The organism is Spirosoma foliorum, from assembly GCF_014117325.1.
In the GTDB taxonomy this organism is placed as follows: domain Bacteria; phylum Bacteroidota; class Bacteroidia; order Cytophagales; family Spirosomataceae; genus Spirosoma; species Spirosoma foliorum.
On record NZ_CP059732.1, the window covers coordinates 4,487,411 to 4,499,609 of the forward strand.

Genomic DNA, 12,199 nt, shown 5'->3' on the forward strand with positions numbered 1-12,199 from the left:
TCCCGACGTCAGGAGGGATCTTCGGTAAATAACCAGTTGCCGAAGATCCCTCCTGACGTCGGGATGACAAAAAACAATATTATAAATAACTGACAATCAATTAATAACTTCAGATTATATCCATTATTCACGTTAAACTACTTCGTAGAAAATTCTGAGTCTTTTATTCCCTTGTTAATCTTCACATTATCGACCGACATCGTCATGGGGCCGCGTGGTGATGTCTGTGTAATGGTCATGGGAAACTTAATGCCGTTGGTATCTTTATAATCGGAGTAAACACTGGTGGTGGTCATTTCGCCCCTAGGCGACTTGTTCGTGGCAATCGACTGTACCTTCAGGCCTGTTGTTACATCAAAATTATCCGTCCAGGTGCCTCTCCCATCGGCCAGTGCATGGCTCAGTTTATAGGTATCCTTGCCCTCTATTTTTTCAGTACCAACGAGCGTGCTTGTCACTCCATTTTCGGCATAGTGTAATTCAGGAAAAAGAGTATTGATCGCCGTCATCTGTTTTGCTTCTGTCCCTTCTATGGTATTGGTGCCCTGCATACCCCCTCGTAAAACCTTCTCACCATCGCCAACCTGTCGCATTATTTCCATTCCGTTGGCATTAATCACCATCGAAAATTTATTGGGCAATTTCTGTTTGCGGGTGATGATAATGGAATTACCATTCATATCCGACGACATATTGGTCGTCATGTCTGTCACGTTCATCAAGGCCTCTTTACCCCCAATAGCTGCAATATATTTGTTGATCACTTCATCAGCAGTCGGTGCCGTCTGCGCTATAGCTAATTGCCCCAAAACAAGCAGGGTGCCGGTCAGTATTTTTATCTTTTTCATGATGTTTAGGTTATGTCTTTTTCAAAGGTAAAGCATCGTTTAGTAAACGGCAATACCCTTCACTTAGGCGATTTTCGGATTAATTTATCAGGGCAAATTCGATTAGATAGACTAGTGCGCCAGCCACATAACCCACCAACGCAAGCCCGCTAATTTTTCGCAAATACCACCCGAAAGTCAGTTTCTCCATACCCATAATGGCTACCCCTGCTGCCGATCCTATAATCAGTAAACTACCACCCGTACCCGCACAATAGGCCAGAAATGCCCAAAGTTTGTCATCGACCGGATAAGTTTGCAAGTCGTACATTCCCATAGTGGCCGCCACAATAGGAACATTATCGACTATGGCGGATACAATACCAATCAGGAATACAATTGCATCCAGATTACCGATTGCCTGGTTTAACGATCCGGCCAGATTATGTAAAATGCCCGTTGCCTCCAGCACGCCTACGGCCAAAAGAATTCCCAGGAAAAACAGGATACTTGGCGCATCAATTCGACTGAGGGCATAGGCCGCCGTAAATTTTTGTCGCTCGGCTTCATCTTTATCGCTGTGAATCAATTCAGAGACTACCCAAATTACGCCTAGCACCAGCATCATACCCATGTAGGGAGGCAAGTGGGTAACTGTCTTGAAAATTGGCACGAAAAGCATGCCCCCTAATCCGGTAGCCAACATCATCCGACGGTCGCGTCGTGCCGCTGGGGTCACGTAAGGTCGGCTAACCCCTTGTGAGGCTATTTTGACCTGAACATTCGGTTGCGAACGGCTGAGGATAGCCAGTGGCAGCAGCATCGATACCAGGCTAGGCAAAAGCAGCGATTGCATGATGTGAAGCGTAGTGATTTGTCCACCAATCCACAGCATTGTTGTAGTCACATCGCCAATAGGCGACCAGGCTCCGCCCGCATTGGCAGCAATAATGATCATACCAGCCATCATATGCCGCTGGTCAGGGTCTCGCACCAACTTCCGGGTAACGGCTACCATCACAATCGCCGTAGTCAGGTTATCCAGCAGGGCGGATAAAAAAAATGTGAGTAGGCTAATGATCCAGAGCAGGGTACGGATATTACGACTGGCAATCCGATCCGTAATTAGAGTAAATCCGTCATGAACATCAATTAGCTCCACTACCGTCATAGCTCCCAGCAGAAAAAATAGTATTTCGGCTGTGTTGGTCAAGCTTTCGGCCAGGTGATGTCCAACCGTTTCGGGCTGGGTAGCCATTAAAGCGTAAATAGCCCAGCAAACGACGCCCGTAATGAGTGCCGTTGCCGTTTTGTTAATGTTGATCGAGTGTTCGAGTGTAATGAGGATATAGCCAATAACAAAGGCCGTAATTAATAATAAAATCATAGATGCAAACTAACAACTTAGCGCCTTTAGGAAGGCCTAATTAGTGAATATTTTTGCGCTGGTCGTTGTTTGTTGCTTATACGCGTATAACTATGTTTGTTATTCATTTGCCTTCGTTAGGCCCAGACGGAATGGCCTTATTTCCGTTCATTTTAGTAAAGCGACCAAACCCTGGGCCAGCCCTACTCAATCACGAACGGATTCACCTGCGACAGCAAGCAGAGCTTGGGATTCTCCCTTTTTATATTTGGTACGGGCTGGAGTATCTTGTCCGGCGATTCCACTACCGCGATCATTATAGTGCTTACCGAAATATAAGTTTCGAACGTGAAGCTTTTTCCAATGATCAGGATTTGAGCTATCTTAAAACGCGGTCGTTCTGGGGATTTTGGCGCTATATCGCGAATAGTAATGGGGAATATTGAGATAATTTAGATTCTTTGGATTTTACGGATTCTGTGGATTCTATTATTGCTAGTTATCCATAAAATAGAATCCACAGAATCCGTAAAATCCAAAGAATCTACCAATAAATATATCACTCTACATTTCTTACTGATTGATTTCTGAGCAGCCCAACCATTGTAGCTACCGAGGATAGTACCACAACCAGGGTAGGGATGCCTTCGCGAAAGCCTACTAACCGTAAGTCTTCCGGGATATTCAGGTAAAGCAAAATAGTGATGAGGCCACGGGGTGCAATCCAGAGTAGTGGAATTAGCGGCCCCGAATAGGTTAGTCGGAGTGTTACCCAGCGCCAGAAAAAAATCACGACAACAAATAACACGCTAACAATCAGGGCGTCCATTTCTACCAGATCGTGCGGAACAGCGGCATACCCCAGAATTAAATAGAAAAAGGTTCGAACAACGAAGGCTCCTTCGGCTGTCAGGTTTTTTAGTTGATCCAATTCTTTTTCAAACAAATCGTTTTTCAGAATCTGACTCAACCGACCACGAATAAACAAATCTGTATTATTCAGAAACAGGCCGAAAATCAAAATCAACAGCAGTGACGACATGTGATTTATTTCGGCCAGCGCATAAACCAGAAACAGTACCGAAATAATGGGCAGGAATTTGATCCGATGATTGATCCGTCCAATTAGATAGAGCAGCAAAAAGCAGCAGCCTAAAGATATAATGGCCATTGCGAGCGTATCGCGCGTGAACGACCAGATGGCTCCTAGCACCGATCCTCGGCTTAATAGCAGAAAATTATACGCCATAATGCCTAATATGCTGGCATACGCTGACTCATATACGGCGAATTCACGCTGCCCGCCTGTTAGGTTCGTTACGGACTGAACGGTAACCGAGCTACTGACAATAGAGAATGGCAGGGCGGCAATCAGACAATGGTAAAATGAATCGTTGAGAAGCAGGTAAAGCATACCGGCCATAATGAGGGTTCCGCCAATAATAGCCATCAGTGACGACAGTAGCGTCCGGCGGATGCTGCTTAAACGGTCGGTATGGAGTTCCAGATCAAGTCCGCCTTCCAGCACAATCAGAATCAGGCCCAACGTACCCAGTGTGGGCAAAATCGTATTGACATAAGGTACCTGAACCTTGAAATACTCGGTTGCCTGCCTTGTAAGCATGCCTAATAACAACAGCAGCAAAACAGATGGCGTTTTGAACCGACTGCTGAACAAATCAAAGGCGTACGAAATCAATACCGATAAACTCAGAACTATAATCAGTATAGATGAATCCATAGGTCAAAATATAGTCGAAAGTCGCTAGTCAGGCGTCATTAGTCGATTCGATCTACTTGTTCTGTAGTATCTACTATTGGCTAATGACACCTGACTAGCGACTATTTCCGGGCGTAGTAATATAGATTTATGGATGACGCATTGGCGCGTTCACTGATGGTAAAGAACCCTTTATTGTCCTTATCAAAACAAACCGCTTCACCCTGCGGCTCTGCTCGTACTACTAATTGACGGGTGTTTCCATACTGCAATGCATCGGCAATGGATTGTCCAGAATCGCGCTTCCAGTAGTAAAGCTGGGTGTAGGTCCGTACCAGGATTTCGGAACCATCGGGCGAGATCGACGCGCCTGTTACAAACGTTATTGGCAGTTCACCATAGGCTTTAGCTACAGTTATCTCATTAACATTTTGTGGATAAGGCAAACTGTATAAATGGACCTTTTCTTCTCGTTTCGAGATAATGTAAATGTCTTTCGTAGCTGGATCGACAAACATGGCCTCGGCATCTCGGGGGCCATCGGGATAGCGGAAGTTAATCCGTTCAACCTGCCCGATAGTTGCCTGCAAGGAAGTAGGCTCCGGTAATCGATAGATTTGGCAAGTCGAGTATTGGGCATTGTTATCGCCAATATCGCCAATGTAGAGGTAATTGGTACCATCTGTTGGCCCTGGTCCAATCGTCATCTCTTCCCAATCACGATTCGTACTGTTCGGAATATTGATTTTGCCCTTTACTTTCCCATCGTAACCTAACAGGGCAAGTTCGGCCGGGCTACCGCTGTCCTGCTCAATCCAAAGGTTACCAGGCTGGCTCCGACTGTCGGCCATACCCGATGCTTCGTCTATCTGACCAGCCGTTACGGGTGTAACTGTTGGCTCTGAAGAAAATTGAGCTTCGTACACTCCAGGTATAGCAAGCTTGCAGGAGGCTAGCGCCAACCAAAAAACCAACAAAATGAAATAACGCATGAAAATTCCGGTTGATTCAACTGTCAAAGTAACGAACAGATAGGCAAAAGTTATAAACATGGCTTAATAAAGCTATTTAAGCGCTCGTTTCGGGAATTAGGCTGGTAATAGTATTTTGAAAGTAGCCCCCTGGTTCAGTACCGAATCGGCACGAATATAGCCCTGGTGATTATCAACCACTTTACGAACAATGGCCAGCCCTATGCCCGTCCCCTGGTACTCAGTCCGATTGTGTAGGCGCTGGAATACCTGAAATATTCGTTCGGCCTGGTGCGGTTCGAAACCAATCCCATTATCGGCCACGGTAATCAGATGAAACAAGCGATCAGTATCACTGGCCGAAATATTCATTTCGCTCATTTCTCGTCCGTACAGGCTCCGGGTTGTAATCGCAATAGTGGGTGCAGGAGACGTTGGGCCTGATTTCGAAAACTTTAGTGCATTACTAATCAGATTTTGAAAAAGTTGACGCAATTGGGCAGAGTCACCCTGTACCACAGGCAAAGGCTCTACCGTTATGTGTGCACGTTTATCTGTAATGATCGTTTCAAGATCGGCCAACACATCGTTGACGAGTTGGTCCAGTTGTACGGCACTTAATGTTTCGCGTATTGTAGTAACCCTGGAATAGGCCAGTACATCTTTTATTAAGACCTGCATACGAGCCGCTGCCGATTGCATCCGCTGAATCATGTCGGCCCCTCCATCGTCGATAACCGACGCGTACTGCGATTGAATAATATCGCCAAAGGCCTGAATTTTCCGCAAAGGCTCCTGCAAATCGTGACTGGCGACGTAGGCAAACTGCTCCAGGTTTTTGTTGGATCGTTGTAGATCAACAACCGAGTTTTCTAATCGTTGATGCAGTTGCTTTTGAACCGATATGTCGGTGAAGGTAATAACCAGCCCATCACCAAGTTTATTCGTCGATACATCAACCCAGAAGTTCAGCCCGTCGTAGTTATAGTGCATTTCGATTCGAACCGACTCCCCCGTTTCAACCGTATGCACATAATGAGCGAACAAGCCTGACTTGACATTTTCGGGGAAGACAGCCAAAAGACGTTGCCCAACCAAGTTATTAACCGGTTTAGCGACCATTCGGCAGGATGCCTCGTTGGCCGACAAGAAGGTAAAGTCAATCAGTTTCCCGGCGTCATCCCGAACCGACGCCAACGACATAATACCATTCGGTGAGCTATCCAGTACGCTATTCAGCAAATTCGTTTGCTGCCGATTGGCTTGCTCGGCGCGTTTAAGGGAAGAAATATCGCGCGTAACACAGAGTATTCCGTCGCCCAGTTTGGAACGACTCATCAGAAACCAGGCATTCAGGTGCGAATTAAAGAAATCATATTCGTGTGGCTGATTGGTTTTCATAACGCCACACATTACTTGAAAGCTTTTCTCGGTGGATCGCCGGAGTTGCTCATTATCACCTAACAACAGGGTTCCGACGGATGCCTTATAGATACCCTCCACCATTTCCTGCGACTTCTTATTGGCGTAGTCTATCCTAAAGTTCAAAATCTCTTTAGCCTCATTACGCATAGCCCGCATCCAGACAACGGCATCCGGCAACGCATCCAGAAGTTGGGCAAATTCGACATCGGTGGGCTGTTCGAGTAACATTGATCGGTACAGGTTGGGGCGATACTGGAAGCAAGTTACAATAATCTCGCTGTTTTATGTAGCCACAAATAAGTCATTTGAATCCGAATTTTCCCGATGCCAATCTGCCTGGATCAACCCATAACTGAAGTCATTCTTCTAGAGTAAATACCGCCTGCCTATGGCCCAAATACTTAAATCCAAGACAATCCCCGTATACATAGGTTAGTTTCTAAACCATTTTTGCTTTGGGTAATGGGCACCTCCAAAACCATAACTTGCCCTATTCGTATGAAAAATTGGCTGACTTTTTTTGCGGCTATGCTGCTACTGGGCTTTTGCTTCAGTTTTACTTTACGCCCATCTGCCGATGGTTGGGTTAGTATCTTCGACGGCAAAACGTTTAACGGCTGGAAAGTTACGGAAGATAGCCCATCAACGTTTACTATTCAGGATGGAGCTATTGTCGTAAATGGACCGCGTGCTCACTTGTTTTATGAAGGCCCCGTAAATAACCACAACTTCAAGAATTTTGAGTGGAAAGCTCAGGTAAAAACCATGCCTGGCTCCAACTCAGGTATGTTTATTCACACGGCCTACCAAACAACAGGCTGGCCATCCAAAGGGTACGAAATCCAGGTCAACCAAACCCACACCGACTGGCGGAAAACGGGCAGCGTTTATGGCATTCAGGATGTAAAAGAAACCTTTGTTAAAGACGACGAGTGGTATACTGAACACATCATCGTACAGGGCAAAAAAGTGATGATCAAAATCAATGATAAACTCATCAACGATTATACTGAGCCAGACAGCATTAGCACAGGAAAATCCTCTAAAAAGTTAAGCATGGGTACAGTGGCTCTACAGGGACACGACCCAAAAAGCAAGGTGTATTACAAAGACATCATGATTAAAGTATTGCCCGACTAATCATTTATAAGACAAGAAGTAGCGTGCTCGGAACAGGATTTAATCGATTCTGCTTCGAGCACGTTGTTTTTTAGTCATCCCTGCTTCTCGCTCCGTATCCCAGGTGGTTTAAACTATCCGGTCTCTTTTGAGTTCTACTACCACACTAAATCGTTACCGTTATGAGCCATATGACCACCCTGACTGAAGTAATGGAAGAGCTCCGGACAAAAGGCTATACACATGAATTCGGCCCTAAAAAGGACTATCTGGAAGAAAAGAGCACTGAAACGAAATTGAAGAGTGAAGACTTTAACGTCGATAAGTTTTATCGGTTTGAGGGTACCTCAGACCCTGGCGATGAAATGACACTCTATGCCATTACAGCATCCAATGGTATGAAAGGGGTTTTCGTGTCGGCCCAGGGTACGTACTCGAATGAAGTATCGCCCGAGCTAATGGCTAAATTTAACACAACAGACCGCGCCCATATCAATACCGAGGGTTCCGTTCAGCCAATTGGGCATGAGGGAACCAACTCCTAGTCATTTCTTCGATATTTGCAAGAAAACTTCCCGAAAAATTTGACTTTTTTCGGGTTTTTTACTATATTTGCGGCCTTTACAAAAAATGCACCGTTCATTTTCGTGCTGATATCCTATGAAGTTATCCGAATTTAAATTCGATTTACCCGAAAGTCTTATTGCCAAATACCCAGTTGAGCGGGGTGAATCTCGGCTTATGGTTGTAGACCGAAAAGCCAAAACGATCGAACACAAGCAATTTTCGGATATGCTGAGTTACTTCGGAGATGGTGATGTAATGGTGATCAATAACACTAAAGTTTTTCCAGCGCGGCTTTATGGCAACAAGGAAAAAACGGGTGCTAAAATCGAAGTATTTCTTCTGCGCGAGCTAAACCGTGAAATGAAACTCTGGGATGTATTAGTCGACCCAGCCCGTAAAATTCGCGTTGGCAACAAACTATATTTCGGAGACAGTGATCTGGTTGCGGAGGTAATTGATAATACAACATCAAGAGGACGTACAATCCGGTTCTTATTCGATGGTAATCATGAGGAATTCATGAAAGCGGTTGATGAACTGGGCGAAACACCAATTCCTCGGGCTATGAACCGGGAAGCCGAAGATGCTGACCGTGAAGATTATCAAACCGTTTTCGCCCAACATGTAGGAGCCGTAGCAGCGCCTACCGCTGGTTTGCACTTTACCAAGGCCATGATGAAGCGAATGGAAATCAAAGGCATTGACTTTGCTCCAATCACCCTTCACGTTGGCTTAGGCACGTTCCGCCAGGTAGACGTTGAAGACCTGACCAAACACAAAACGGATTCTGAAAACTATAAGATCTCGGAAGAGTCAGCCAAAATTGTTAACACGGCGCTCGATGCTGGTAAGCGGGTGTGTGCCATTGGTACTACTTCGCTCAAAGCGATTGAATCATCGGTATCGGCAAATAGCCGTCTGAAGCCCGTTGAAGGCTGGACAGATCGGTTTATTTTCCCACCTTATGACTTTAAAATTGCCAACTCGCTGTTAACGAGCCTGCACTTGCCCGAGTCAATCCTGATCATGATGACGAGTGCTTTTGGTGGTCACGAACTCATCAAGGAAGCTTATCAGGCGGCCATTAAAGAAAAATATCGCTTCTTCAGCTATGGCGACGCGATGTTGATCATCTAACTCGGTCGATAGTTGTCAATCGGTAGTGGTAAGTACTTTGTGATTACTATTTTTGGGGGCCAGTAGGCCCCCTTTTTTATGCGTATTGGCTATTCTGACAGCCCACGACGAATGATTGATAACGCCCAACTTACAACCCATTTTGCCATCATTGTGGCAGGCGGCAGTGGCAGCCGGATGAAATCCGACGTGCCTAAACAATTTTTGCTACTGAACGGAAAACCCATCCTTCAGCATACCATTGAACGTTTTCTGGAGGTGCTTCCGGCATCCCAACTAATTCTGGTTTTGCCCGCAAAAGAACAGGCGATTTGGGAGGACCTCTGTCAAGAGCATGATTTCCATCCATCCATTCAAACGGCTAATGGGGGAGCCACCCGCTTCCAGTCGGTTCGTAATGGGTTGATTACAATTACTGTCTCAGAGGGATTAGTGGCCGTTCATGATGGTGTTCGCCCGTTTATTTCGCCAGAAATTATTCAGAATAGCTTCGAGACAGCAGCGCGTACAGGATCGGCGGTGACCTGCGTACCGGTTAAAGATTCGGTGCGGGTCGTTGGAGCCAATGGCGTTAGTCAGGCTGTTGATCGGAGTCAATATCGTTTGGTCCAAACCCCTCAAACATTTCAACTAACTTCGTTCCGTCAGGCCTTTCAAGTTGAGGAGCAGTCGTTTTTTACCGACTGTGCCAGTGTGATGGAATACGCTGGCTTCCCAATTACGCTTATCGAAGGGGCATACGAAAATATTAAGATTACAACGCCGGAGGATCTTAAACCAGGATTTTTATGATTTTACTGATTTACAGGATTTTGCAAACTATGAATAGACTACATTTTAGGCTTATTATCTAAGTCATAAGGTTTTACAAAATCAGTAAACAAAATCATAAAAATCAGTCCAATCATAAAATCCCGGTTCTGACAATGCGCCAACGACTCCCTGCTCAACACTACATCGACGGCATTCTAGCCGGTGACCGACTAGTGCTCAGTCAGTCTATTACGCTTGTAGAGAGTCGCCGAATTGATGATCAGGATATAGCCCAACAGGCGCTGGAGGCTGTTCTGCCCCAAACAGGTAATTCCATTCGGATAGGCATTACGGGCGTGCCAGGCGTGGGAAAAAGTACATTTATCGAGGCCTTTGGTACGTATCTGACTCAACAATCTCATCGGCTAGCGGTGCTCACTGTCGACCCAACCAGCCAGCGTTCGGGCGGCAGTTTGCTTGGCGATAAAACTCGAATGGAAACGCTTTCGATGAACCCCAATGCCTATATCCGCCCTTCGCCAGCGGGCGATTCACTAGGTGGAGTCGCGCATCGTACTCGGGAGACAATTCTTTTTTGCGAAGCTGCCGGATTCGATACCATTTTGGTAGAGACCGTTGGTGTAGGCCAGTCCGAAACGGTCGTACACGGCATGGTGGATTTCTTTTTGTTACTGATGCTGGCAGGGGCTGGCGACGAATTACAAGGAATGAAACGAGGCATTATGGAACTAGCCGATGCACTGGTTATTACGAAAGCTGATGGCGACAACAAAGAAGCAGCGAATCGGGCTCGCGTCGAATACCAAAATGCTCTACACTTATTCCCTCCTACCGGAACAGGTTGGTTTCCACCTGTACTCACCTGCTCGGCCCTACCCATCCAAAGCGCCACCCCAGTTGGCATAACCGACGTTTGGGAAATGATTGCAGAACATCAGCGATTGACAACTCAAAATGGCACCCGAGTTCATCGGCGGCAGGAGCAGCAGTTGACCTGGTTCCGATCGCTTTTGCGCCAGCGACTGGAAGGTCGATTCTTCGACCAGCCGGGTATTCGTGAACAGCTCACTCAGCTCGAAAACCAAGTATTATCGGGAACTCTCCTCCCCTCTCCTGCGGTAGACAGATTGTTGAAACAGTCACCCGGCAGCACATAAAGTGCGACCCCTTCAGGGTCAAATGTTTATAGTAAATAATTTAGCTATAGACATTTGACCCTGAAGGGGTCATACGTATTATTTACCTCTATCCTAATCTACGCATTACCCAACGTCCGCTCAGGCTCATTGGCCCTAGTAGCCGGAATACTTTCATCGGTTGTGCTGGTCGTCCAGTCAGGATTACTTTCTTCGCTGTTTACGGGTGGTTGTCCCCACGAAGCGCGCTTCGACTCTTCAATATCGGCATTGGTAATGCCTTTCTCCTGATCAGCCTCTGCGGCAATGGCATCTGCCTCTGACACATCGCCCGGTACGTCGGTATCGTTACTAGACGCCACGCGGGAAGGAAGATCGTTGTCCAGATTTTTATCATTCAATTGTGCCAACGCAGGGGGAATACCCATTGTGTTGTGCATAGCCTGAGCGGCAAACGACTCAGTGCTTTCTTTGCGGGATTTGCTACTTACGCTCATAACGTTTTTTGTTAAGTGTTGAGAAAGAAAAGTTAATATGCAGGCTTGTTGTTCAGATCGGTCCCGGTTTCTGCAACGTCGGCTTCACGCTCTTTTTGGGTCTCCTCGTCTGATGTTTTCTTATCGCTATTCTGCTCTTTGGCAGCACGCTCCGCTTTAGGAACAGGCACCTCATTGGCAGAGGCATAATCGTCGGGACCATGTGTCGTGACATCTACCATGGCGGTATTTGTCTTTGCCTCATCGGCAACGGCGCTATTTAGGCCTTCTTCTGTCAATTCAAGTGTGCTGTTGGCATTATCGCCCATCCGTAGGACACCATTTTTACTATCCATATCGGTACTGCCAATAGCCCGTTCATTCCGGCCATCCTGCCCACCCCTCACCTGCTGACTATCCAGACCATTCGCAGAATTTTCCTGATCGGCACGGTTTCTATTGTCAGAGTAAGCCCTATCGGCATCGGTATCATCGGAACCCAACGGGCCATCCGTCCTTCCGGTTATGTGGGCAGTATCACGATCTATATCTTTTTCGTCTTTCATGTCGTTGAGTCGGCTTATTTTATAGAATAACCTCGTTTCAGCTAAAAAGTTTGTACTTGTGTTAGCCAATTATTTTCTATAACGAATCGAATTAAACAGGTCGAAGGAATACTTT

13 protein-coding genes are annotated in these 12,199 nt (G+C 46.2%); 6 read left to right on the plus strand and 7 right to left on the minus strand.

The features are described 5' to 3' along the window. Positions 1-137 precede the first annotated feature (137 nt). Complete coding sequence (locus tag H3H32_RS19085) at positions 138-848, minus strand: hypothetical protein (protein ID WP_182457174.1); 711 nt, start codon at positions 846-848, stop codon at positions 138-140. A 79-nt stretch (positions 849-927) separates the two neighbouring features. Then, complete coding sequence (nhaD, locus tag H3H32_RS19090) at positions 928-2,214, minus strand: sodium:proton antiporter NhaD (RefSeq protein WP_182457175.1); 1,287 nt, start codon at positions 2,212-2,214, stop codon at positions 928-930. 92 nt (positions 2,215-2,306) lie between these two features. On the opposite strand from nhaD, the gene H3H32_RS19095 reads away from it, so the two are divergent. Then, positions 2,307-2,639, plus strand: a complete 333-nt coding sequence (locus tag H3H32_RS19095; protein ID WP_182457176.1) for a hypothetical protein — start codon at positions 2,307-2,309, stop codon at positions 2,637-2,639. Between the two features lie 113 nt (positions 2,640-2,752). Here H3H32_RS19095 and H3H32_RS19100 read toward each other — a convergent pair whose 3' ends face one another. From H3H32_RS19100 to H3H32_RS19110, 3 genes are all read right to left on the minus strand, one after another. Continuing rightward, on the minus strand, positions 2,753-3,934 hold the full coding sequence (locus tag H3H32_RS19100; protein ID WP_182457177.1) for a sodium:proton exchanger: 1,182 nt from the start codon (positions 3,932-3,934) through the stop codon (positions 2,753-2,755). A 101-nt stretch (positions 3,935-4,035) separates the two neighbouring features. Then, entirely contained in the window at positions 4,036-4,905 is an 870-nt protein-coding gene (locus H3H32_RS19105) for a PE-PGRS family protein (RefSeq protein WP_182457178.1), read from the minus strand. Between the two features lie 96 nt (positions 4,906-5,001). Continuing rightward, on the minus strand, positions 5,002-6,537 hold the full coding sequence (locus tag H3H32_RS19110) for a sensor histidine kinase (RefSeq protein ID WP_182457180.1): 1,536 nt from the start codon (positions 6,535-6,537) through the stop codon (positions 5,002-5,004). Positions 6,538-6,807: 270 nt separating this feature from the next. Between H3H32_RS19110 and H3H32_RS19115 the strand changes: the two genes are divergently transcribed. From H3H32_RS19115 to meaB, 5 genes are all read left to right on the plus strand, one after another. Next, complete coding sequence (locus H3H32_RS19115; RefSeq protein ID WP_182457182.1) at positions 6,808-7,449, plus strand: 3-keto-disaccharide hydrolase; 642 nt, start codon at positions 6,808-6,810, stop codon at positions 7,447-7,449. 161 nt (positions 7,450-7,610) lie between these two features. After that, positions 7,611-7,973: a hypothetical protein gene (locus tag H3H32_RS19120; protein WP_182457184.1), complete on the plus strand. Its 363-nt coding sequence runs from the start codon at positions 7,611-7,613 to the stop codon at positions 7,971-7,973. 115 nt (positions 7,974-8,088) lie between these two features. Then, on the plus strand, positions 8,089-9,132 hold the full coding sequence (gene queA, locus H3H32_RS19125) for a tRNA preQ1(34) S-adenosylmethionine ribosyltransferase-isomerase QueA (RefSeq protein ID WP_182457186.1): 1,044 nt from the start codon (positions 8,089-8,091) through the stop codon (positions 9,130-9,132). 111 nt (positions 9,133-9,243) lie between these two features. After that, positions 9,244-9,924 (plus strand): 2-C-methyl-D-erythritol 4-phosphate cytidylyltransferase, encoded by a 681-nt coding sequence (locus H3H32_RS19130; protein ID WP_182457188.1) that lies wholly within the window; start codon positions 9,244-9,246, stop codon positions 9,922-9,924. A gap of 134 nt (positions 9,925-10,058) precedes the next feature. After that, a complete protein-coding gene (gene meaB / locus H3H32_RS19135) occupies positions 10,059-11,063 on the plus strand; it encodes a methylmalonyl Co-A mutase-associated GTPase MeaB (RefSeq protein WP_182457190.1) in 1,005 nt (334 codons plus the stop codon). Positions 11,064-11,161: 98 nt separating this feature from the next. On the opposite strand, the gene H3H32_RS19140 is transcribed toward meaB, so the two are convergent. Together H3H32_RS19140 and H3H32_RS19145 are read right to left on the minus strand one after the other, a co-directional pair. Then, positions 11,162-11,539, minus strand: a complete 378-nt coding sequence (locus H3H32_RS19140; RefSeq protein ID WP_182457192.1) for a hypothetical protein — start codon at positions 11,537-11,539, stop codon at positions 11,162-11,164. A gap of 32 nt (positions 11,540-11,571) precedes the next feature. Next, entirely contained in the window at positions 11,572-12,084 is a 513-nt protein-coding gene (locus tag H3H32_RS19145; protein WP_182457194.1) for a hypothetical protein, read from the minus strand. Positions 12,085-12,199: the final 115 nt, after the last annotated feature.